At 34.4% G+C, this 24411-nt stretch carries 18 protein-coding genes and 1 other annotated feature; of the genes, 14 read left to right on the forward strand and 4 right to left on the reverse strand.

The window, feature by feature from the left end:
• Positions 1 to 20: 20 nt before the first annotated feature.
• Together ACKVEV_RS05375 and ACKVEV_RS05380 are read right to left on the reverse strand one after the other, a co-directional pair.
• A complete protein-coding gene (locus ACKVEV_RS05375; RefSeq protein ID WP_409369383.1) occupies positions 21 to 1058 on the reverse strand; it encodes a serine hydrolase domain-containing protein in 1038 nt (345 codons plus the stop codon).
• A 137-nt stretch (positions 1059 to 1195) separates the two neighbouring features.
• Positions 1196 to 2014, reverse strand: a complete 819-nt coding sequence (locus ACKVEV_RS05380) for a Ku protein (protein ID WP_409369384.1) — start codon at positions 2012 to 2014, stop codon at positions 1196 to 1198.
• 103 nt (positions 2015 to 2117) lie between these two features.
• Here ACKVEV_RS05380 and ACKVEV_RS05385 point away from each other — a divergent pair, with 103 nt between their 5' ends.
• On the forward strand, positions 2118 to 3947 hold the full coding sequence (locus ACKVEV_RS05385; RefSeq protein WP_409370506.1) for a DNA ligase D: 1830 nt from the start codon (positions 2118 to 2120) through the stop codon (positions 3945 to 3947).
• A gap of 55 nt (positions 3948 to 4002) precedes the next feature.
• Here ACKVEV_RS05385 and ACKVEV_RS05390 read toward each other — a convergent pair whose 3' ends face one another.
• Positions 4003 to 4956: an MBL fold metallo-hydrolase gene (locus tag ACKVEV_RS05390; RefSeq protein ID WP_409369385.1), complete on the reverse strand. Its 954-nt coding sequence runs from the start codon at positions 4954 to 4956 to the stop codon at positions 4003 to 4005.
• A gap of 549 nt (positions 4957 to 5505) precedes the next feature.
• Between ACKVEV_RS05390 and acnA the strand changes: the two genes are divergently transcribed.
• Complete coding sequence (gene acnA / locus ACKVEV_RS05395) at positions 5506 to 8211, forward strand: aconitate hydratase AcnA (protein WP_409369386.1); 2706 nt, start codon at positions 5506 to 5508, stop codon at positions 8209 to 8211.
• A gap of 112 nt (positions 8212 to 8323) precedes the next feature.
• On the opposite strand, the gene ACKVEV_RS05400 is transcribed toward acnA, so the two are convergent.
• The gene (locus tag ACKVEV_RS05400) at positions 8324 to 8908 is read right to left on the reverse strand and encodes a DJ-1/PfpI family protein (RefSeq protein ID WP_409369387.1); all 585 of its coding nucleotides are present in this window, start codon (positions 8906 to 8908) and stop codon (positions 8324 to 8326) included.
• Between the two features lie 141 nt (positions 8909 to 9049).
• Between ACKVEV_RS05400 and ACKVEV_RS05405 the strand changes: the two genes are divergently transcribed.
• From ACKVEV_RS05405 to ACKVEV_RS05460, 12 genes are all read left to right on the forward strand, one after another.
• Positions 9050 to 9487: an Lrp/AsnC family transcriptional regulator gene (locus tag ACKVEV_RS05405; RefSeq protein WP_409369388.1), complete on the forward strand. Its 438-nt coding sequence runs from the start codon at positions 9050 to 9052 to the stop codon at positions 9485 to 9487.
• A 71-nt stretch (positions 9488 to 9558) separates the two neighbouring features.
• Complete coding sequence (locus tag ACKVEV_RS05410; RefSeq protein ID WP_409369389.1) at positions 9559 to 10074, forward strand: sigma-70 family RNA polymerase sigma factor; 516 nt, start codon at positions 9559 to 9561, stop codon at positions 10072 to 10074.
• Complete coding sequence (locus ACKVEV_RS05415; protein WP_409369390.1) at positions 10067 to 10999, forward strand: DUF3221 domain-containing protein; 933 nt, start codon at positions 10067 to 10069, stop codon at positions 10997 to 10999. Before ACKVEV_RS05410 ends, ACKVEV_RS05415 begins: the two co-directional genes overlap by 8 nt.
• Before the next feature lie 102 nt (positions 11000 to 11101).
• The gene (locus ACKVEV_RS05420) at positions 11102 to 11506 is read left to right on the forward strand and encodes a hypothetical protein (RefSeq protein WP_409369391.1); all 405 of its coding nucleotides are present in this window, start codon (positions 11102 to 11104) and stop codon (positions 11504 to 11506) included.
• Positions 11507 to 11568: 62 nt separating this feature from the next.
• A complete protein-coding gene (locus ACKVEV_RS05425) occupies positions 11569 to 12069 on the forward strand; it encodes a GNAT family N-acetyltransferase (protein WP_409369392.1) in 501 nt (166 codons plus the stop codon).
• 35 nt (positions 12070 to 12104) lie between these two features.
• A complete protein-coding gene (locus ACKVEV_RS05430; RefSeq protein WP_409369393.1) occupies positions 12105 to 12953 on the forward strand; it encodes a DUF2785 domain-containing protein in 849 nt (282 codons plus the stop codon).
• Between the two features lie 36 nt (positions 12954 to 12989).
• Positions 12990 to 13227, forward strand: a binding site (T-box leader).
• A gap of 55 nt (positions 13228 to 13282) precedes the next feature.
• The gene (ileS, locus tag ACKVEV_RS05435; protein WP_409369394.1) at positions 13283 to 16375 is read left to right on the forward strand and encodes an isoleucine--tRNA ligase; all 3093 of its coding nucleotides are present in this window, start codon (positions 13283 to 13285) and stop codon (positions 16373 to 16375) included.
• 732 nt (positions 16376 to 17107) lie between these two features.
• Positions 17108 to 17293: an FDLD family class I lanthipeptide gene (locus ACKVEV_RS05440; protein ID WP_401016585.1), complete on the forward strand. Its 186-nt coding sequence runs from the start codon at positions 17108 to 17110 to the stop codon at positions 17291 to 17293.
• A 136-nt stretch (positions 17294 to 17429) separates the two neighbouring features.
• Positions 17430 to 17585, forward strand: coding sequence for a helix-turn-helix domain-containing protein (locus tag ACKVEV_RS05445; RefSeq protein ID WP_409369395.1), 156 nt, complete (start codon positions 17430 to 17432; stop codon positions 17583 to 17585).
• A gap of 583 nt (positions 17586 to 18168) precedes the next feature.
• Positions 18169 to 21228: a lantibiotic dehydratase gene (locus ACKVEV_RS05450; RefSeq protein ID WP_409369396.1), complete on the forward strand. Its 3060-nt coding sequence runs from the start codon at positions 18169 to 18171 to the stop codon at positions 21226 to 21228.
• Between the two features lie 6 nt (positions 21229 to 21234).
• On the forward strand, positions 21235 to 22578 hold the full coding sequence (locus ACKVEV_RS05455) for a lanthionine synthetase C family protein (protein WP_409369397.1): 1344 nt from the start codon (positions 21235 to 21237) through the stop codon (positions 22576 to 22578).
• Between the two features lie 19 nt (positions 22579 to 22597).
• On the forward strand, positions 22598 to 24313 hold the full coding sequence (locus ACKVEV_RS05460) for an ABC transporter ATP-binding protein (RefSeq protein WP_409369398.1): 1716 nt from the start codon (positions 22598 to 22600) through the stop codon (positions 24311 to 24313).
• The last annotated feature ends 98 nt before the right edge of the window (positions 24314 to 24411 follow it).

The following is a 24411-nucleotide window of genomic DNA, read 5'->3' on the forward strand; positions in this document are numbered from 1 at the left end:
CAATGGGCTAACATGCTCTTTCATGTAGAATTCATAAACGAACGATATAGTTCACCAATGATACCTTGCATTTGATGAACACCTACATCTGTATTCGTCATGACGATAAAACCTTTTTCTAAATATGGATAGGCGACAAGCATGCATTGAAATCCTACACCCCAACCAAGTGAGGAAATTTCAACTTCCTGTTGTGCGCCTTCAAGAAATACACCTAGACCGGTCCATTCCTTGCCTCCTTGTGGTTCTAGTACCGCTTTAGCGAGCATGGCCGAAATACCGATTTGACTTGCCCCCTTAATAGCAGCTATGAATTCTAGTAAAAATTGAGCTAAGTCAGTAGGGGTAGTCCATAAGCCACAAGCAGCAGGATAAGGATAGGTAGGATAGTTCTCTGCAACTAATTGGCCATTTTGATGATGGCCACAAGCATATGTTTTTTCATGTGAATTTATCATAGACGTAGAAAAAGTGCTATTTTCCATATGTAACGGTTTAAAAATAAATTGTTCCATACTATTTTCAAAGGGCTGTTGCATAACGTCCTCAATTAATAGTTGAATAATACAATAGCCAGCATCTGAGTAATGAAACGCATGCCATGGTTCATTGCTCACTTCAATGGCCCTTTTGCAATAAGGAGTTTTACCATTTAACAGGTCCTTCATTGTAGGATACGCATCACGAGCATTTAGTGGTGGGAAGCTATGAGCCGGATCCACAATTCCTGATTGATGACAAAGTAAGTTCCGTAATGTCACTTTAGTGTGCTTCGTAAATCGACTATCAGGTACTTTCCATGATATTAATTTTTTATTGACATCCTCATCTAAATTTAAATAGTCTTGTTCAACTAGGGACATTACGAGCAAGCTAGTTAAAAATTTGCTTATGGAACAGGCATGAAAAAGAGAATGAGCATTTACTTTCCGTTTAGTTCCAGCTTCAAGGGTTCCGTGATGTTCCATTTTACTGATGTGCCCTTGTTCAATAAACAATAGACTTAATCCTTGAACACGAAAATGATTCATGCGTTCTTCAATATGAATGTCGGTCATTACTGCATGCACCTCCTAATTTTAATTTGAGTATAACACAAAATGGGAACAAATGTTTCTTTTGTTAAAAATATATCTCGATACAAATAAAAGACATCGACAGTAGATTTGTCGATGTCTTTCTTGTTTAAGCAACTCTATGCGTTTTTTTTCGTTTTCGTTGCTCTTTTACGTGGGGCAGGCTTCTTTGTTTTATCTAATGAAGCTTGGAGTGCGGACATTAAATCGGTAACGTTATCAGGAAGAGGACGTTTATCGCTTGCAGACACTGTATTTGTTGTTTTCTTTTCCTCGATCAATTCCATTAGAGCATTGCGATATTCATCGGTATATTTTTCTGGTTCAAACACAGTGGTTAACTGGTCAACAAGCATCAGGGCAGCGTCCAATTCTTTTTGAACAATCGTTGGCTCGCTTGGAATATTTGGCACGTCTTGCACACTGCGAACTTCATCGGGAAAATGAATGGTTTCCATTACAAGTGCATTTTGATAGACACGCACGATGGCAAGCTGTTCTTTCGAACGAATAATAATTTTAGCAACACCAATTTTACCGGATTCCTCTAATGTTTGTCGTAAGAGTGCATATGCTTTGCTACCGGTTGTATCAGGTGATAAGAAATAAGTGCGTTCAAAATAAATCGGATCAATTTCGCCTAGCTTCACAAAATCGATTATTTCAACCGCTTTATCTTCATTTTCTTTCCGTAAGTTTTCTAATTCTTCTTCATCCAGCACGACAAACTTATTTTTTGCATACTCATATGCTTTTACAATGTTTTCATCCGTTACTTCTTGGTTGCAGCCTTCACATACTTTTTTATAGCTAATCGGTGTATGGCATTCTTTATGAAGTTGCCGTAATTTAATGTCTTTATTTTCAGTAGCAGCATGTAGTTTAACAGGTATGTTGACAAGACCAAATGATATACTGCCTTTCCAAACTGTATGCATGTTGTCACCTCGTTTTTCTTACTATGTTATATTTTGATGGTTTTTATGTATGCTAAATACAAATCGTTAAAACTGTACGTCCAAAAGAAAGTAGGTGTGCATTATCAAACCGATGTTATTAACTGAAGCAACTGAAGTGCCGTTAGGTGAAGATTGGCTGTACGAAACAAAGTACGATGGATTTCGCTGTATTTTGCAATGGGTTGAAGCGGAACCTATTTTAATAAGTAGAAATGGCAATGTTCTTAATCATTTATTTCCGGAAATAATGACGTATTGTCAAAAGCTTTATGTGGAAATAAAAGCATACTTACCTTTAACGCTTGATGGGGAACTCGTTTATTTAACGAATGACTATAAAAGTGAGTTTTCAAAAGTACAACAAAGAGGCAGAATGCAAAATAAAGAAGCGATTGCTGCACATGCAACATCGTTTCCATGCCATTTTATTGTCTTTGATTTATTGCAGTTAAAAGGAGAAAGCCAAACGAATCGTTATTTAAAGACACGCAAGCAGCACTTAGCGTCTCTTTTTACGTCTTTGCAGCTACCAACTACTATTCATTATGAAGATAATCGACGTTTGCAAGCCATCGATGTTTTTGAAAATAATCAAACATTATGGCAATTCATCATTAGCAATAATGGGGAAGGGCTTATTGCCAAAAAGAAGAATAGTAAATGGCAAGAAAACATTCGGACTACACAATGGATAAAAATAAAAAACTGGCGCTTTGTCACAGTAATTGTCACTAAATATGATAAAGGAAATGGGTTTTTTCATGGTTGTGTTTACCGACAAGGACTATTAACAGAAGTAGTCGTCTTTAAACATGGCATGAAAAAGGATGAAATGAATACACTCATTGCGTTTTTTCAAGCAAATGGTCGCAAACAAAATGAGACATGGCAATTAGAACCGTCCATTTGTGTGGATGTAGCATGTATCGATTTTGATGGCAAAAAATTAAGAGAGCCAAGGTTTCGTGCATTTCGATTGGAGATAGATCCACAGGCATGCAATTGGCAACAAATGCAACGGCAGCTGATGCCGATTCCCGAACAAGTACAAGTAACACATCCAAGCAAGCCGGTTTGGCCAGAAATCGATATAACCAAAGATGACTATTTGTACTATTTACAAAATATTGCACCGTTCCTTTTGCCTTTTTTACACAATCGGCCTGTTACGCTAATTCGTTTTCCTCACGGCGTACCTGGCGAGAGTTTCTATCAAAAAAGTAGTCCGGAGCATGTCCCTGATTTTGTTACAACGATAAGGATCAGTGATCAGCCGACTATACTATGCAATAATGTCGAAACATTATTATGGCTCGGGAACCAGCTAGCCTTAGAATTCCACATTCCTTTTCAAACCATTGCTACGGACAAACCAACAGAGATTGTCTTTGACTTAGATCCGCCGTCTGTCGAGGCATTTTCACTGGCGGTAAGTGGAGCACTTCATTTAAAAGAAATATTTGACTACTTTAAGTTGCAATCATTCGTTAAAACGTCAGGCGGCAAAGGCTTACAAGTCTATATTCCATTACCATATAATACGTTTTCCTATGCGCAAGTGCGGCAATTTACAGCGTTTGTTTGTCGTTTTTTATGTGAACAAAAGCCAGCATTATATACAATTGAGCGTCTAAAGAAAAATCGACAAAATAGATTGTATTTAGATTATGTGCAACATGCGGAAGGCAAAACAATCATTGCACCGTTTTCTACACGGGGAAATCCAATGGGCTTAGTTGCAACACCACTATATTGGGATGAAGTCAATGATAAGCTTCGACCGGAACAGTTTTCAATACATGCTGTTCTAGAGCGAATGAAAGACGTAGGAAATCCATTTAGAAATTTTCGAGCACTAGGGGAAGAACAGAATTTTCTAGCTGTGCTTGAGCATCTCAATCCTGAAGAATGAAAAAGAATCTGCGAGCTTTTTCAAAAGAGAAACAAGCAGATTCTTTTTCATTGTATTAAACATTAATTTTCTTTTGTAAATAATCAAGGATCCCCATTGCTGATACTGCTGTATCAAAAGGTATTGTTTGATAGACTGGATGGTTTTCTGCTATACCATTGTTTTGAAGGTATTGATGTAATAGTGCTTGTAATCCTGCATCCAGCAGTTTCACTTGTTCTGATAAAATATCGGATGCGGCTAGTGCCTTTTCACCTTCAGCTAAAAACAAAGGCGTCCAGTAGCGAACTTGACGATAGGCTTCTGCTGGATTTGAATAAGCACCGTAATGACCAAAATACAATTCTCGAACATTTAATGTCTCATATAACTGTATCGATTGTTCCATTGTTTCAGGATCATACTGATTTGGGGAAGTGGAAGGGATAATAAGGTCTATTGCTTCCTCCGCCATTTCAGGGTAACAGACGCCCGTAGTATCACCCACAAATAAGCCGTTCGTTGCTGAATAATGCATCGATATATGATGTTTTGCGTGACCTTCCGTATGATAAAATGTTAATTGATGATGACCTAATGACAAAATATCCTCATGTCTCGCTTCCATAATACGTTCTGGTGCAACAGGTAAAATTGGATCAAAGAGGCGCTCGAATTCGTTTCCATAGACAGACTTGGCACTAGCAATCAACCGACTTGGATCTACCATATGCGCCACACCACGTGGGTGGACGACTAATTTTGCGTTTGGGCAACTTTGTAAGAACAGGCCTACGCCACCAGCATGATCTAAATGAATATGAGTGACGATAACATAATCAATATCTTCTAAGGAGATTTGTAATTCATTTAAACCTTCTATTATATATGGAACAGAAGGACTGGCAGATGTTTCGATTAACGCAATTTTTTCATCAATTAATAAATATGCGCTTGTACGCTCCTTGCGATTTAAATCATGTGTATCAATGCAAAAAAAGTTTGGTGCTATTTTTTGAGTTCGCTCCATGTAAAATAATCCCCCTTCAAATTTGAAAGAAAGCTATATTTTCTCTAAAATACCTTATTTGTCTACAAAAAGCAGTAGTTATATTCTATAATAATGGAAACACAAAGTGAATGTCCATTCATCTTTAATAAAAGAATACTATTAAACATAGAAAGTCCATCGAGTGCTAAACAATATAACTAGCACTTGTAACAAAAGAAAGCGCAACCAAAACACTTTATTGTAATTTTCATGTAATAATTTGGTGCATAAAGGATTTATTCCTTGTATTTTTATAGTAAACAACCAATTTTACTATTGTTCAAAACTATCTATGAATATTTTTTTACGAAAAGTTCACAATAAATTAGGCTGAAATATGTCATTTTCGTCACAAATTCGCTCATTCATGTAAAATAAACAAAAAATATTACCTGTCATAAGAAATACTTATTGAAAAAGATAATATTAATGTAATTTACTTATGAATATGAATGCGTTATCATGGGTAGTGGAGAAAAGATGCTTTACATTAGGCCTTTTCAAAAAGATATTTAGGGGGATCCGCAAATGGCACAAGGTAATTTACACAACAGCCGCGCATCATTCGAAGTTAATGGTAAAACTTACAATTACTATGACTTAGCTGCGATTGAAAAAGCTGGCGTTGCAAAAGTTTCAAACCTTCCTTACTCAATTAAAGTATTATTAGAATCTGTTTTACGTCAATATGATGCGTATGTAATCAAAGAAGAGCACGTAAACGAATTAGCAAAATGGGGTAACGGTGCTGATCCAGAAGCTGAAGTACCATTCAAACCTTCTCGCGTAGTATTACAAGACTTTACTGGTGTACCAGTAGTAGTTGACCTTGCATCTCTTCGTTCTGCAATGAAAGAAATGGGCGGCGACCCAAGCAAAATCAACCCTGCTATTCCAGTTGACCTTGTAATTGACCACTCAGTACAAGTTGACAAATACGGTAATGCTAGTGCATTACAAGCAAACATGGACCTTGAATTCGAACGTAACGCTGAGCGTTATAACTTCTTAAAATGGGCTCAAACTGCTTACAATAACTTCCGTGCTGTACCACCAGCAACAGGTATCGTTCACCAAGTAAACTTAGAGTACTTAGCTCCAGTTGTACACGTAAACGAAAATGCTGACGGCACATTTGAAACATTCCCAGACTCAGTAGTAGGTACTGACTCACATACAACAATGATTAACGGTATCGGCGTTCTTGGATGGGGCGTTGGTGGTATCGAGGCTGAAGCAGGTATGCTTGGTCAACCTTCATACTTCCCAATTCCAGAAGTTATCGGTGTTAAATTAGTTGGCGATCTTCCAAACGGAACGACTGCTACTGACTTAGCTTTAAAAGTAACACAAGTTTTACGTCAACGTGGCGTAGTAGGTAAATTCGTTGAGTTCTTCGGACCTGGCGTATCTAAATTACCACTAGCTGACCGTGCAACAATTTCTAACATGGCTCCTGAATATGGTGCTACATGTGGTTACTTCGCAATTGACGAAGAATCATTAAACTACATGCGTTTAACTGGTCGTGACGAAGAGCACATCGCGGTTGTAGAAGCTTACTTAAAAGCTAACCACATGTTCTTTGATCCAACATTAGAGCCAGTTTACACTGACGTATTAGAAGTAAACTTAGCTGATATCGAACCAAACCTTTCTGGTCCTAAACGTCCACAAGACTTAATTCCACTATCACAAATGCGTTCTCGTTACAAAGAAGCAGTAGTGGCTCCACAAGGTACTCAAGGTTTCGGTTTAACTGAAGCTGAATTCGAAAAAACTTCTGTAGCTAAATTTGCTGAAGGTGATGTAGAAATCCCAACAGGTGCTGTAGCAATCGCTGCCATCACTTCTTGTACAAATACATCTAACCCATACGTATTAATCGCTGCTGGTTTAGTTGCGAAAAAAGCTGTAGAAAAAGGCTTAACTGTTCCTAAATGGGTAAAAACTTCTTTAGCACCAGGTTCTAAAGTTGTAACTGGTTACCTTGAAGATTCAGGTTTACAAACATACCTTGACCAAATCGGTTTCAATACTGTAGGTTACGGTTGTACAACATGTATCGGTAACTCAGGTCCATTACTTCCTGAAATCGAAGACGCTATCAAAGACAACGACTTATTCGTAACGTCTGTACTTTCTGGTAACCGTAACTTCGAAGGCCGTGTACACCCACTTGTAAAAGCTAACTACTTAGCGTCACCACCACTTGTTGTTGCTTACGCACTTGCTGGTACTGTGGATATCGACCTACAAAAAGATTCATTCGGTAAAGACAAAGATGGCAACGAAGTATTCTTCGCTGATATCTGGCCTTCAACTGAAGAAGTTAACGCAGTATTAGGTACTGTAGTTAACCGTGAATTATTCCAAAAAGAATACGAAACTGTATTCACAGCGAACGAAAAATGGAATGCAATTGAAACATCAACTGAGTCTCTATACACATTTGATGACAAATCAACTTACATCCAAAACCCACCATTCTTCCAAGGTCTTGCAAAAGAGCCAGAAGCTATTAAAGGCTTAGACGGCTTACGCATTATGGCGAAGTTCGGTGACTCAATTACAACTGACCATATTTCTCCAGCTGGTGCAATCGGTAAAGATACACCTGCAGGTAAATATTTAATCGAAAACGGTGTTGCAATCCGTGACTTCAACTCATACGGTTCTCGTCGTGGTAACCACGAAGTGATGATGCGTGGTACATTTGCTAACATCCGTATCCGTAACCAAGTAGCTCCTGGTACAGAAGGTGGATTCACTACTTACTGGCCAACAGGCGAAGTAGAGTACATCTATGACGCATGTATGAAATACCAAGAGCAAGGTACTGGCTTAGTCGTACTTGCTGGTAACGACTACGGTATGGGTTCTTCTCGTGACTGGGCTGCGAAAGGTACATTCCTACTTGGCGTGAAAACTGTTATCGCACAATCTTACGAGCGTATCCACCGTTCTAACTTAGTAATGATGGGTGTTCTTCCTTTACAATACTTAAACGGCGAATCTGCTGATTCTCTAGGTTTAACTGGTAAAGAAGAAATCTCTGTAAACATTACTGACAATGTTAAACCACGTGATATCTTAACAGTTACTGCTAAATCTGAAGACGGTACAGTTAAAACTTTCCAAGCTTTAGCTCGTTTCGACTCAGAAGTAGAAGTAGACTACTACCGTCACGGTGGTATCCTACAAATGGTTCTTCGCGCGAAAGCTGCTGAATAATTATTTAATAAAAACCGATCTCTTAGGAGGTCGGTTTTTTGTTATTCGAAAATCATATTACTAAAATGGTTTCAGAACGATAGAACAAGTTCTGAAACCCTTTTCCATTGTATTATTTAAATCCCATTAAATCCTTCACTTTCTGTGTATTTTCAGTCGTTGTTAGCATTTCAAGCAAGCCAAATGCGACATCGAAAGCAGTGCCAGGATTTGAGGAAGTAATAATGTGGTCTGTTTGTACGATGCGTTCATTAACGATAGTTGCACCAAAAGATTGAAGCTGTGCTAATCGTTTACTTGTTGGATGACTGTAAGTTGTCGCCTTCTTATTTTGTAATATGCCACAATTCCCTAAAGCTAGAGAAGCTACACATATCGTAGCAATTGGCTTTTTATTATCGTTAAAGTGGTGAATCACTTGCTGAAATTCCTCACTAAAAGCATCCTCGTAAAACCCCGCTTCTTCAAAACCTCCCGGAATAGCAAGTGCATCAAAGTCTTCGAGCGTAATTTCAAGCAGCAATTTTTCAGGTGTGACGTGAAAATTCCATGTACATTGTAGCTGTTTATGTAAGCCTACTGTAACGACTTCCGTTGTGCCATCGCCTTCCCATTTATTCCAGCCTAGCACATCTGTAAAGACACTTGCTTCTACAGCCTCAAAGCCATTTGCTAAAAGTAATAATGTTTTTTTCATGTATTGATGCCTCCTTTATAGAACTAATTGTAATAAATGATGTCAGTGATTAACATAAGTACTATAATGTAAAAAAGATTATTTTCTTAATATTCAAAGGAATTATGAGGAAATGAATTTATAAAAAAAGGTGGTTTCAAAATGGATCAAATCGATACAGAAATTTTACGCCAATTACAATTCAATGCAAAAATCTCCATGAAGGAGTTAGCGAGCATCGTTCATTTGTCCTCTCCAGCTGTGATAGAACGAGTGAAAAAGCTAGAAGAGCAAGGGATTATTGAAGGTTATACAACGAAAGTAAATTTAAAAAACATGGAGCGTTCGATTCAAGCAATCGTGTTGTTTAAGTCGATAGATTGTAAAAGTCTTTCTAATTTTTGTAACGCCCATCCGGATGTTCTAGCCTGTTATCGGGTCGCTGGTGAAATTAGCTATATTGTCAGACTTGCCACGTACTCAGTTGAAACATTAGAGCAGTTTATTGATGAGGCAATGCCTTACGGTACACCTTCTACAAATATTGTGCTGTCTTCCAATGAAAAATCAATGATACTTCCTTATTTCGATGAAAAATAATAATAATTTCCAAAAAAACAAACCTTTGTATCTTGAGCACCGTTTATAGGGTAGAGAAGGGAGGCGAGACGTTGCTAGTAAAGGAACTAGAAGAAATAATGGAGCTACATACGGAACGACTTATTCGTCTTGCTTATTATTATGTGAAAGATTTACAGGAAGCGGAGGATATCGTACAAGATGTCTTTATTAAGTTTTACGACAATCAGCAAAAATATGAAGAACGTGGAGAGTTAAAAGCCTATTTATCGAGGCTTGTCATGAACAAAAGTAAAGACTATTTACGCAGTTGGAGCTATCGGAAAATACAGGTGCAACAGAAAATTTTCGCTAAGCAAACGTTTGAAAGAAGGGACATGCTCATACAGCAAGATGAGCAAACGTTAATTGAACATGCTATATTGGCACTACCATTAAAGCAACGGGAGGTACTGAGTTATTTTTACTTTGAAGATATGCCTATTGCTGACATTGCCAAGCTTTTAAGTATTCCAGATAGTACAGTGAAAACAAGACTACGCAGAGGACGTGAATTGTTAAAGCCTAAGCTAGAGCATATACAATGGGAGGTGCTGCTGCATGAGTAAATACGAAGTAGAAGCTTTAAAAGACTTAAAAGCTAGTAAAAATCGGGTCATGACTAATGTAGTGAGGCAGATAGAGCAACGCGCAATACCAAAACAATCTAGACGCTGGCAGTATAGTATGTTGACCGTCATACTCACTGTATGTATCGGTATATTTATTTACGCTCAAATCGACAATGGGGACGAGATATCTGCAAATGCAGTACCTATATTAGATGAAAAAATATATGATACAGTTCTTCAAGATGCCAGTCAGACAGATGAGAAGTTTACTAATCTTAATTTTCAGGCATTAATCGAAATGGATGCCTATTATGCCTATGCATTAAGTAAAGGTATAAAGTTTAGTGTAGCGGCATTGGCTGAGCAACAGCTTTTAGAACGGGAGCAATTAGTAAATGCAATTAAAAATGATAATGAAATGATCGAAAAGCTTGCAATGCTTCAACTATCTCCAGAGGATTTTTATGACAAATATTATGGAGTCAGAATGTTTGCCCAAGCAGAACTGAAGAAGGAATATTTTAGAAAAAACAAAAGTAGTTTCCAAATACATGCTTACTCTGCTGTGAAAAAAGAAGCGATGGATTATTTTACTGCGGAATATGGTACACAAATTGCTTATTTAAAAAACAAATACAATGTGTCGAAAACGATTTTAGCGGCAAAATACAAATATGGTACGGTCGTTGCCATCGAGGAAGATCGATTTTTAGTTGTTACAGGGGCATTACCTGAAGAGATTGGACGTTTATCAAATGAAGAAATGATTAACAAGCATACGAATGGCGTATGGTTCCCCCTTTTTGCATCACAACAGAAAATCACAATCGGTCAAAACGTAAATATCACTTATAGTTTGCAAGAACGATTAGATCAGTACGATTTTGTTGGAGATTTGGAAGAGATTGAAATTTCAGAGTAGCTCCCCTAAAAACAGCTTACAAGTATAAGCTGTTTTTTTATTTTGGATTAAGGTACAATTATTGTAAGTAACTGTATAAAAATGACTAGAGGAGTATTAACATTGATTGATTATTTCGAACGCACATTGCGTTTAACAGATTTGGAAGTATGGACAATACTCATTCAACGAGTTCATTATAGTTTGGTTATCATGGATGAAAGAAGACAGGCGACTGTAAAAGAGTTTGATATAGCAGATTTTTACATTGATGAAGAGGAACTACGAACTAATTATGTATCAGTAAGTATTTTTTCTGTGAACGGCGTCCAAGTGAAACATATTGAACCATTAGCAGATTTTGCAAAGCAAATGACGGAGCATTTAGCACTGGCGCACTGTGATGTAATTACGAAATTTTATACAGAGCGGCCAGAAATCGCTGTTGATCGTTTGCTTATTGATAAGTATGGCCATAAATTAGCGGACATTCCATTGGAAAAATTATGGAATTTAAATCAAGATTGATTATGATATTTCATTCTATATGTGAGGTATTTTAGGTTGATTGTCTAAGAAGAGGTGGAAAAATGATTGAATTTCGTAAGATTACTGGGGAAAACATAGAGGAAATAATAGCACTTGAAGTGGCAGAAAATCAAAAAGATTTTCTGGAAACAACTAACCTGAGAAGCTTTGCGGACGCTCATATGTTAAATGCGGATGGGATACCGGCGAATCCTATTGCCATTTATGCCGATGGGATTGCGGTAGGATTTTTAATGTATATTTATGATACGTTAGATCATGAATCATTTGAAAAGGAAGTTTTTTACAGAAAGAAGAGCTATTTTGTTTGGCATATAATGATTGAAAAGCGTTATCAGGGCAAAGGATATGGCAAACTTGCCTTTGAAAAAATGTTAATGGAGATGGAAAAGATGCCAGATGGGGAAGCAGAATATGTATCCCTCTTTTACCATATAGGGAATGTCGCAGCGAAAACATTATACGCTTCATTTGGTTTTATTGAAACAGGTATCATGCAGGATCAATCGATGTTGGCTGTGAAAAATCTGAAGGGCACATAAAAAAGTAATAAACACCAATAAAGGGGGAACTACATATGCTATTACAGGGACAATTATTAAGTGAAACGGAGTTAAAGCGGGAACTACAAGCATTCCTAAATGACAGTATTACTTGGCAACAAGCAGATCAGCGTAAGGTCATACATTCTATGTTAGTGCATATAGGCACTGTGGATAGCGAATTACGAGATGGATTAATCTATGGTACCTTTTATACAATGATTTTAGAAAAAAATTTACTAGATCATGCAATATTAAATGACACGTTTGACTACTGTTTAACTAATCTATTATGTAAAGGCATTGGAGAAAATCACACAGATTCAGTTTTTACAAGAACCTTTACATCACTACTAATCGCCCTTATATTAACTCGAGATAATGAAGATGACTTTCTTGAAGCGTATAAAATTGAGGAACTTACTAATAAGGTAATGGCTTATTTAGATGCAGAAAAAGATGTAAGAGGCTATGTGCCAGGAAAAGGATGGGCTCATAGTGTGGCACATGTGTCAGACCTTGTAGATGAATTAGTGCAAAATGCTAAATTTAATAAAGCATCTTACATCGCTATATTGCGTCCTTTATTGAACATGTTATTGCAAACAGATTATGCCTTTATTCATGATGAAGATGAACGACTGTTAGCACCTCTATTCACGATGCTGGAACGAGGGTTGCCACAGCAAGAAGTGATCACTTTGTTAAATGAAACGATGGCAACGTTGTCCGCTCAAAAGGAACAGCAGGATGTCCAGCATTATCGAATATTACGATTTAACTGGAAAACACTATTAAAAAGTTTTTATATTCTAACAGCTGATCGTCCTCAATATAAGGCACTTCATCAAAGCATTAAAGATTGTCTGAATATTGACAAGTAAATGGCAGTTTGTTAAGATGAGTCACAATAAAAGCATACAAATTCGTTGATGAGAAAAAGTAGTGTTACATTTTGTTCTACAGAGAGCCGACATGTTGGTGGAAGTCGGTGTGCAAATGTTTCATGAAGATCCTCTCTGAGAAGATTAGCTGAACATAGTAGGCTAATTCGGGTGTCTACCGTTAAAAAGAACACGTATGATTGTACGTTGCTAAGTGCTATTGAGCGGTTTTCAATAGAATTAGGGTGGTATCGCGGTTAACCCCGTCCCTTACTTGGGACGGGGTTTTTTGTATGCCTTTTATACACTACTGTATAGGAGGAGTTTACATGCAAGTCGAGAAAAACAAAGAGACAACTGTAGAAAGGGAACAAAGAGTTCGTAAAATATGGGAGGAAGAGAATACATTTCAAGCATCTGTCCAAAATCGTGCCACTAGTAAGCCCTTTGTATTTTACGAAGGACCACCAACAGCAAATGGCTTACCCCATGTCGGTCACGCTTTTGGCAGAACGATTAAAGATGTGGTGGCACGTTATAAAACAATGCAAGGTTTCTACGTTGAACGTAAAGCTGGATGGGATACACATGGGTTACCGGTTGAGTTAGGTGTGGAGAAAAAATTAGGGATATCTGGTAAACAAGAAATTGAAAACTATGGTGTCGAACAATTTATTAAGGAATGTAAAGGTAGCGTCTTTACGTACGAAAAGAAATGGCGTACGTTTACAGAACAATTAGGTTATTGGATTGATTTAGATAATCCATATTTAACGTTAAGTAACGCGTATATTGAATCAGTGTGGCATATTTTAAGTCACGTGCATCAGGAAAAGCTTTTATATAAGGGACATCGCGTATCCCCTTATTGCCCAAGTTGCCAAACATCATTAAGTTCGCACGAAGTAGCGCAAGGCTATAAGGATGTAAAAGATTTGTCGGTAACGGCGATGTTTAAACGGAAAGAGAAAGACGAATATTTTCTTGGTTGGACGACGACACCATGGACATTACCTGCTAATGTAGCGTTGGCCATGAATCCACATATCACATACGTCAGGGTAAAACATGACAATACCATTTATATCCTTGCTAAAACACTTGTTGATAAAGTATTTTCTGAACCTGTTGAAGTGTTAAGTGAGCATGTAGGTCAAGACTTTGCCAGTGTTGCCTATCAACCGCCATTTTCATATGTAACAGTGGAAAAAGGGCATGTTGTCGTAATGGCGGACTATGTAACAGATCAAAGCGGAACGGGTATTGTGCATACCGCTCCGGCATATGGCGAAGATGATTATAAAACGGTGCAACAACACGAGCTTTCTTTTGTCAATGTGGTGGATGTCAAAGGTTGCTATACAGAAGAAGTGCCGGAACTTACAGGTAAGTTCGTCAAAGACTGCGATGTCGACATCATCAAAATGCTTGCGGAAAAAGGGCTGCTGTTTGCGAAAGAAAAATATGAACATAGCTATCCTTATTGCTGGCGCTGTGATTCACCGTTACTTTACTATGCAACAGATAGCTGGTTTATCAAAATGTCGGCTTTGAAGGAGCAAATGCTACAAAATAATGAACAAGTCACATGGTATCCTGACCATATTAAACACGGACGTTTTGGCAATTTCTTAGAAAATATCGTAGACTGGAACATTAGCCGAAATCGCTACTGGGGTACACCGTTAAATGTATGGATTTGTGAGACATGTGGTCATGAAGAAGCGCCGAATAGTGTTGCTGCGCTAAATAAACTAGCAAAAGAAGCATTGGACGAAAACATGGAACTGCACAAACCCTATATCGATGACGTGATTTGTAGTTGTCCATCATGTCAAGGGGATATGCAACGTACACCTGAAGTCATTGATGTATGGTTCGATAGTGGCTCGATGCCGTTCGCTCAGCATCATTATCCTTTTGGTAATGTTGATGCATTTTCCAATCAGTTTCCTGCAGATGTTGTCATAGAAGGCATCGACCAGACACGCGGCTTTTTCTACAGTTTATTAGCAGTATCCACATTATTTACAGGGAAAGCGCCATACAAAAATGTGTTGTCCTTAGGCCATGTATTAGATGAGCACGGACAAAAAATGTCAAAAAGTAAAGGCAATGCATTAGAGCCAGTTGAATTAATCCAACAGTATGGTGCGGATGCTTTACGATGGGCATTTTTAGTGGATAGTTCACCTTGGAATTCGAAGCGGTTTTCTAAGAAAATTGTGATGGAGGCAAAGTCCAAACTCGTTGATACATTCGATCATACATTTAAATTTTATCAGTTGTATGCAGATATAGATGGCTTTCAATACGACGGCCAAAATACTGGTAAACGGACGAAGTTAGATAAGTGGATAAAATCCCGGTTACACCATACGATTCAGCTTGTGACAAAATATATGGATGATTTTCAAATGACACAAGCTACAAGAGAAATTGGCAAATTGGTTGAAGAGCTAAGTAATTGGTATATACGGCGGTCACGCACTCGTTTTTGGGCAAACGGTTTATCAGACGATAAACGTGGTGCCTTCAGTACATTGTACGAAGTACTGACAACTGTAAGTAAACTGCTTGCACCATTTACGCCTTTTCTTGCAGAAGATGTATACAGAAGTTTATGTGGCGAAAGTGTTCATTTACAAGACTATCCGACGTACGATGCAACACTGCTTGACCAACAACTTGAACAACAGATGGGAAATGTTCTTGCTGTAGTTGAACTCGGTCGAAGTATTCGTAATAGTGAAGGACTTAAAGTGAAACAACCATTAAAGGAAATGGTGATGTCAGTAGTTGGAGAAGTGGAAGATTATGCACAGTATAATGATATTATTCAAGATGAATTAAATGTGAAAGAATGTAAGTGGACACAGGACTTTACTACTTATGAAACCATTCACTACAAACTAAACTACAAAACAGCTGGTGCAGCATTTGGATCACAAGTGCATAAGGTAAAAGATTATGTAATGCAATTGAGTGAAGCGGAAAAAATGACACTACAATTAAAAGGTGCAGTGGAAATAAACATCGATAATCAAAAACTTACCTTGTTAAAAACACATGTGTTAAAAGAGTCCATCGTGAATGATCATTATGTATTGGCAGAAGAGAATGGATGTCGTGTCTTACTGAATACCCAACTAACGAATGACTTACTTCAGGAAGGGCAAATAAGAGAGCTAATACGTACAATCCAAGATACTAGAAAAAAATGGCAATTACCTGTTGAACAATATATTTCGATTTCAATCTCTGCAGATGCTGAAACGAAGAAAATCATCCAACACCATACTGCTCTATTAAAAGCGAATGTATTGTTAAATGACATTTTGTTCGGGGAAGTGCAATCAGGAGAAAATGTCATTCAGGCGAAATTGTTTGATAAGGAAATCGAGATTACTTTTAATTTCTAATATATAGTTTAGGAAAAGTCGATTAAAAGATGCGCTAAAACCTTTTAATCGGCTTTTCTTATTTTTTTATTTGAAATAATAACGCAGTTAACTAATAAGATGGCTCTAAGCTATTTTCTATAAATAGTTAAGATAGCTTATTGTTTTCTTTAATGCCCAAAGCAACAGAAAGCGCCCCTATTAGAAAGAAGATTAAACCTTGAGAAAAACCTAAAACTATAAATATTCCACCGATAAATAGATAGCTTGCCACATTAAGATTTTTATAATTTATAGTTTTAAAGATATCACTTACTGTAAACAATAATTATTTTATATATCTTTTTTGTTCACGAAATATTCAAAAAATAGACACTTTTCATATTACAAAAGGCATTTTATACTAATTGTAAAAATAATATTTATTTTCAGATTTTAATTTCAAAGAGGGAAGGTGGAAGGGAATGTAAATAATTATCTGTGAATTACTTTTCAGGTGGTTCTTCACTTTTGTATTCCAATTAATTTGTTAGAAGCTTTTATTTGGATGTAGATTTAGGAATGGGTTAGTCCTTTCCTATAAATCAAAATTTCGTGCTATGCGTCCGGTTTATTATTTCGGTTCATTCAGAGATGTTCAAACAGTTCTTTCAATTTTGAACGAGCTTGATTCAAGCCGATATAACAGCGTGTGGCGAAACGTTGATTACACGCCCAACTATTAAGAAGAAATATTAAATGGAGGAATGTATTGTGGAAAAAACCTTAAACTTTAATGAAAATGATTTTAATTTAGATTTCGAAGTGGATAATAGTTCTATGGAAATGGATGGAGATCTTAATACTGTTACTCCAATAAGAACAATTGTAACTAAAGTGACTTGTAAAGTTTCTTGTACTTGTAATTGCACTGGTGCTTGTACAATTTTCTGTGGGTAGTAAAATTATTATTTAATATAATTAATTCAAGCTATCTGTAAATGCTAAAATGAACTTAACAGTTTCGCTCAATAAATTTGAAACCTATAAACAGGAAATATCAATTTATATGAGGCTGTATTAATAGAGTAGAAGCTTGGGGTATACAATTGAGATACATCAATTACGGGAGCGGGGATTTAAAATTGCTCAAATCTCAAAACGCTTTAAGATTTCACGTAAAACCGTCTATAAATATTTAGAGATGTCATTTGAAGAAGCTTTAAGTGAATTTAGTTGCAGTTTGAAATAAAGAAACTAAATTCCTATCAAGATTGGATTATTAATTGGCTGCATGAGTCGATAGTTTAAGTGGTGCGAAAGTATACGATTGGCTACAGGATCATTATCCAAATGTCTAGGTTGGTGAATGTACCGTAAGACCAAATGTATCGAAATGAGGGGAATTTATCAAATTGTTTAAAGTTGAGAATGCAAGAGAGTTCTAGGAAGTAGATAACAACCATTAGTAAACAAATTTAGGATGATTAGGGGCAATCGGGCTCAATCACACAAGAAATATATGGTGTCTCTGGGTTGCCCTTTTACATCGAAGGTTACTATCCTAATATTTAATGACAATATGATGTATATGGACTTAGATTAACAAGGGGCAATGTTAGTCTTCCAACTTATCATAGCAAAGTTCGCTCATTTTAACATCGAATTGAAGTCCAGAGGAATGGAATGAATTGGTGGGCAATCACTTCGATTGAAGCATCAGCAATAAGATTTTTAACGAGTAAAAAGTGTTCATAGTTAATGTACAAAAATGTTCAATTGGGGTTGACGGTTACACTATCCTCTTAATATTAAAAAATAGAGAGTGTGAGCTTATGAAACAGGAAAATCCATATATATTAAAAAACTTTATGTATCGATTTCCAAGCTTAGGCCTAGATGCCATTGAAATGATTTATTTCTTTGATAAAGAAAATCTTGAGAAAAAAGAACGAATAAACAAATTGCTTAGTAATGAAAAATTTAAAACGGCAATTAGAACAGCTAGTCCTCAATTATTTGAAGCATGTATTGATTTATATAAGAAAGAAGCAAAAGACATAAAAAGCATCTACTTTTCATTATTGAAATATTATATAAGAATGTTTTCTCGCCCTACTCCTTTTAGTACCTTTTCTAACGTCGGTATGGGTGTATTTAAAGAAGACAGTAATAATTCTATTACATTAGATACAAGTAAACAAAAGTATAAAATTAGAATTAGTCACGAGTGGATTTATAAATTTATTTCAAAGGTTGAAAATGATCGAGGAATCTTAAAAAACTTGGTTCTTAAAAGTAATAAGTTATTGATAGAAATCTCAGACAAATATCATCTAAGTTATTTTACAGATGGTGCTAATAAAGAAAATAATTTAGTAGAAGAAGTATCACTTAAAAAAAATAATCTGCTTAATTTCGTACTCAGCAATTTTGAAGAAGAGAATAAGGTTAGTGACTTCTTAAAAATTTTAAATGAAGCAACTAATAATGAGATTTTAGAATCTAAGGCACTTGATTATATTCTAGAGCTAATAAAAAAGGATTTTTTGATATCTGAGTTGAAATTTTCGAATTCAATAGATGATCCTATACATTATTTACATGAAAAGCTAGTAAAATTAGAAAATGGGAATCATTATTATTCGGATATTTTAACCAGAATAATGACTAAAATAAATTCACTGAATAATTTGAATTTTAATCACGAAAGTTTAAATTCAATAGAAAATTTCATGAAAAAAATTGAAGAAGCTACTGAATATATACATATAGATTCTTATTATTCTCAAGAAGTTGAGTTAAATAATTCTCTAATAAAGGATTTAGAAAAACTCAGTCAAACTATAATTAAATTATCTAGCATAACTGATTCAAATAAAGATTACATGGACTACTATCTAAGGAAATTCATTGATTATTACGGAATATATAATGCTGTAAAGTTAAAAGATTTATTAGAGGATAAAACTGAACTAGGTCCTCCTCCTACATATACAAATCCTGTAGGTTTGTTAGAATACGATTATCACAAACAAAAAAAAGAAGATAATAATTCCTTTTTAAAACAGATTTTATATCAATCTTTAATAAAAGGAGATAACGAGTTAGATATCACAGATTATCTAAATAATAGCCCTCTGGATATTAAAGATATTCCTTCTACTAGCCTAGACTTATATTTTTCAATATACGCTGAATCTAGTGAAGAGCTTAGCAATAATAACTATACGATTTACCCTTCTGGTAATATTGCTTCCCCATTCGCAGGTAAAACTATGGGTAGATTTCTTGATATATTTCCTGTACAACAAGAAGTTATTAATACAGAAATATATGAGAGAGAGAGTAATATTCAATTTAACGAGGAATTGACAAATATTAATATCCAACCAATTAAGGGAAAATATACTAATGTAATGAGTGCTTCCAATAAATTTAATTATGAAGTTTCGATTGCTTCTACTACAAATTCCTCTAAAAACGCTATTGAAATTGATGATATCTATATTTTTAGTGATGGAGCGCAATTTCACTTAATTTCAAAATCAAAGGATAAATTAGTATTCCCTATAACTTCGCATATGGCAAATCACCAATTTGGAATGCCTAATGTATATAGATTTTTATTAGATTTAGCTGCTTATAAGAGAGCAGCAATTATCCCCTTTAATTGGGGGGGATTTGAGGAGCTCCCATACCTACCAAAGTTGAAAAGTGGGAATTTAGTTATACAAAATAAATTATGGAATATAGATGTACGAAAAGAAGCGTATAAAGACATGCAAACTCTTTCAAAACTGGTAAAAAAATTTTTCACTAATTATAAAGTACCTAGATATATCAAAATTATTGATTTTGATAATTATTTATTTATAGACACGCACTCAGAAAGTATGTTTGAGTTATTCATTAATGAATTATCAAAAAAGAAATTTTTTCAATTTATTGATGCAGATGAGATGATGAATACTAGTATTTTATCTGATAAACATACCTATTATGTAAATGAAATTATTTGCAGTTCATTTTTCGATAACATTAATAAACCTCAATTATATAACCAACGTCCACTTTCTTACTATTCAAAAGGAAATAGATTTAAAGATTTAGGAAAGGAGTGGTTATACTTAAAATTGTATCACCCTAATAATATTGATAATGATCTACTTATTTATTATATTCCAGGTTTTATTCAAAGAAATAAACTGGAAAATCATTTTTATTTCATTAGATATTCTGATCCATATCCACATATAAGACTTAGAATTAAAGTGGGAAATCAACTATTAATAATAATTGAAAGAATTAATGAAATGATTAGTATACTTCGGAGAAAAAAATTAATCATAAATGCAACATTTGATGGATATAATCGTGAAATTGAAAGATATGGAGGGCAATATTTAATAAAATATGCTGAAAATATCTTTTGCAAGGATAGTCTGTTGATATTGAATTTATTACCTGCTATTAAAAAATCTAAAACTGAATTGGAGTATTATTCATTAATAACACTAGATATTTTGTTGAAGTCTTTTTTAGGTAAGGAGTGTAGTTTCAATTGGTTAGAGAAGAATATGAATATCGATAAAAAATATTATAAAGATTATCGTAAACTATTTAAAGCTAATAAAAATAAATACTTTGAGGTTGTTAAGGAAATTAATTTTACTATATCAAGTGAAATTAACGAGTTAAATAAACTAATTCAAAATTATTCGAATAAGTATATACAAATTCACTCTAATAAAGAATATTTCAATCAAATTGTTTTATCATTTTTGCATATGCACTTGAACAGATATGGTATACATTCAGAACGTGAACAAAGAATAATGAACTTCCTATATTTCATGAAAAAAGAGGATTATATGAAAGATAAGAAAAGGTGATTAATTATGCTAAATAAATCGAATATAGAAGAAAAAGCAATTGATTATGCTAATCACTTTGGAAATCTACAAGAATTAATAACATATATATCTAATGACTCAAAAAAGTTTCCTCAAATAATTCAAGAATGGTTTTATAATTTTAGTTATTACGATTTAAATCAAGGTTTGTTAAGCAACTGTTTATTGCTTGGTGAGATGGATAATATTTTCCCTGAAAAGAATTTTTCCTCTTATTCACACGAAATACTAAAATTAGGTATTAATAGGGAGAGAATTTCTAAGATTGAAAATCCAGGATTATGGACTGGTCTAACAGGAATATGTATGGCAATTCAAGCTGTTTCAAAAAATAATACAAGGTATGTTAGCCTACTTAAAGAATGTAACATTTTTCTTAAAAAACTAATAAAAGAAAAGCTTAAAATAGTAAAACTAAATCTAAATAATCATGATGTTCATATGCCCGATTACGATTTAATAGAGGGGATATCTGGAATTGTAGTCTACTTATTAGAAGCAAAAAAATATGATGAAGATTTTGAAATTCTCTTTAATGAATCTATAGGATATTTAACTCAATTGTGCGGAAATCATAGTTTCAAACATCTTGAAATACCCAATTGGTACATTCCTCAAAAAAATCAATTTATCGAGAGTGAAGTAGAAGCATTTCCTCAAGGGAATTTTAATGTAGGTATATCTCATGGTATTACTGGAGTTCTTGCAGTATTGACTTTATCTTTAGATGTTTATTCCAATAAAAAAGAGTTGGAAAAAGCAATATACTTTATAACTGATTGGTTAATTCATAATTTAACTAAAAATGAAGATACATCTTATTGGGAAAAAAAGATTCCATTGGAAAAATATACCGATAGAAAATCTTTGAAATGGGATTGTCTTAACTTTAGTTGGTGCTATGGGGACTTATCTATAGCTAGAACTATATGGAAAACAGGGACAGCCTTAAACAATAGCTATTTAAAAGAGTTTTCATTGGAATTCTTTAACACTGTAAATAAACATAAAAACAATTATAATTTAATATCCCCTAGCTATTGTCATGGAATAGCAGGATTATTACATTTAATAATAATAATGAATGAAGATACAAAACTTCCAATCTTCGAAGAAATGGAAAGTTTTTTTATCGAAGAACTTATTAAAAGATATGATGAAAAATCAAAATTTGGCTTTAAAGATATAGAAGAATTTAATAATGAAAAATACAAATTTAATAAGACAGGGCTGCTAACTGGGAATACGGGCATATACTTAGTTCTTTTATATTACATTAAAAGAAAATCTTTTACCAAATGGGAAAGTCTTTTTTTAATGAGTAATTAACAGAAAGGACATTAAAAAATTGAAAAAAAATCACCTAATAGTCTTACTTAAATTAGTTAATTGGCCAAAGAAAATAATTATTATTAGTATTACTTTATCTATACTTTCCTCTTTCATAAATTTAGTACTCCCAATTATCACAAAAACTATAATTGATGACTTTTCAATTGATAATATTAAATGGAGCTGGGTTGTATATTTAATTGTATTTTTTATTTTTAACTCCATTCTAAGTGGAGTTTCTTTTTATATGCTGAAATATATAGGGGGTAATGCAATATATTGTATTAGAAGCAAAATGTGGAATCATGTTTTGGGACTCCCAATTTCCTATTTTGATAGTAACGACAGTGGACAAACAATAAGTAGATTAACAGATGATATTGAAAATATGAATAGTTTTATTTCAGAGAAAATCCCTAACTTACTTTCGCAAATTATCATTATTATTGGTTCAGTAACAATGTTAATTGTATTAGATTGGAAACTAACATTAGCAATGTTATCAATTATTCCAGTTACTCTATTTGTAATATTACCTATAGGGAACCTCACTTATAAAGTATCTCTCAATTTGCAAAATGAAACTGCTAATTTTATTGGTTTTTTAAATCGAGTACTTACTGAGATAAGGCTTGTCAAAAGTTATAGTGCTGAAACGAAAGAGTTTAAGAATGGGGAAAGAAAATTATTTGAACTATTTAATTTGAATTTAAAGGAAGCCAAAATTCAAGCAATCGTATCGCCAATTGTAACAGGTACAATGATGCTAATGCTTTTAATAATAATAGGGTATGGCGGTTTGAGAGTATCTAATGGGGAAATCTCTGCAGGTACATTTGTTGCTATACTCTTTTACTTAATTCAATCAATAACTCCTATAGCATCTTTATCTTCATTTTATACTGATTATAAAAAAACTATAGGATCTACAGAGAGATTGTATGAAATATACATTATGCCCCAAGAAGCAATATATAACTCAAACATCCCTATAAATGATGTAGATTCTAATCTATTAATTAAAAATTTAAGCTTTAGTTACGATGGAAAAGTTAATGTATTAAAAAATATAAATATTACGATTCCTGAAAATAAAACTACAGCTATAGTCGGACCTTCAGGATCAGGAAAGTCTTCGCTCTTTTATTTAATAGAACGTATGTATGAACCACAAGTAGGTGCTATTTATTATGGTGGAGTTTCTATTTCAGACTATGGATTAAAAGAATGGCGTAATGTTATTGGTTATGTTATGCAAGAAAGCGCTATGATAAATGGCACTATTAAAGAAAATTTAATATATGGAGTAGATGATGTAGATGATAAAAAAATAATACAGTATGCTAAACTTGCAAATGCACATGAATTCATAAAAAATTTTCCAGCTGGCTTTAATACTCTTGTAGGTGAAAGGGGTATAAAACTATCTGGTGGGCAAAGACAAAGAATTGCTATTGGTAGGGCTTTTTTACGTGATCCTGATCTTCTTTTATTAGATGAAGCGACAGCTAGTCTTGATAGTGAAAGCGAACAATTAGTACAAGATGCTTTAAAGAAATTGATGAAAAGTAGAACCACTATAGTAATTGCCCATAGATTATCTACCATTAAAAATGCAGATCAGATTATTTTCTTAGATAATGGGGAAATAACAGGAATTGGATCACATCAAAAATTATTAGAAACTCATAAAAAATATGCTTTATTCGTAGAAACTCAAGCTATTAAATAATTTATTAAAGGATACTCATATGATAACACTTGAATTAAATCTTTTAACAAGCCACTGAAATAGTAATGACAAACGTTAATAAAAACTAATTATGAGGT

Source organism: Lysinibacillus sp. 38-6, assembly GCF_046245175.1.
In the GTDB taxonomy this organism is placed as follows: domain Bacteria; phylum Bacillota; class Bacilli; order Bacillales_A; family Planococcaceae; genus Lysinibacillus.

Excerpts from the sequence above, each read along its gene's own strand:
- ACKVEV_RS05380 (WP_409369384.1), bottom strand. The coding sequence starts at position 2,014 with ATGCATACAGTTTGGAAAGGCAGTATATCATTTGGTCTTGTCAACATA.
- ACKVEV_RS05375 (WP_409369383.1), bottom strand. The coding sequence starts at position 1,058 with ATGACCGACATTCATATTGAAGAACGCATGAATCATTTTCGTGTTCAA.
- ACKVEV_RS05425 (WP_409369392.1), top strand. The coding sequence starts at position 11,569 with ATGATTGAATTTCGTAAGATTACTGGGGAAAACATAGAGGAAATAATA.
- ACKVEV_RS05405 (WP_409369388.1), top strand. The coding sequence starts at position 9,050 with ATGGATCAAATCGATACAGAAATTTTACGCCAATTACAATTCAATGCA.
- ACKVEV_RS05400 (WP_409369387.1), bottom strand. The coding sequence starts at position 8,908 with ATGAAAAAAACATTATTACTTTTAGCAAATGGCTTTGAGGCTGTAGAA.
- ACKVEV_RS05415 (WP_409369390.1), top strand. The coding sequence starts at position 10,067 with ATGAGTAAATACGAAGTAGAAGCTTTAAAAGACTTAAAAGCTAGTAAA.
- ileS (WP_409369394.1), top strand. The coding sequence starts at position 13,283 with ATGCAAGTCGAGAAAAACAAAGAGACAACTGTAGAAAGGGAACAAAGA.
- acnA (WP_409369386.1), top strand. The coding sequence starts at position 5,506 with ATGGCACAAGGTAATTTACACAACAGCCGCGCATCATTCGAAGTTAAT.
- ACKVEV_RS05455 (WP_409369397.1), top strand. The coding sequence starts at position 21,235 with ATGCTAAATAAATCGAATATAGAAGAAAAAGCAATTGATTATGCTAAT.
- ACKVEV_RS05430 (WP_409369393.1), top strand. The coding sequence starts at position 12,105 with ATGCTATTACAGGGACAATTATTAAGTGAAACGGAGTTAAAGCGGGAA.
- ACKVEV_RS05450 (WP_409369396.1), top strand. The coding sequence starts at position 18,169 with ATGAAACAGGAAAATCCATATATATTAAAAAACTTTATGTATCGATTT.
- ACKVEV_RS05390 (WP_409369385.1), bottom strand. The coding sequence starts at position 4,956 with ATGGAGCGAACTCAAAAAATAGCACCAAACTTTTTTTGCATTGATACA.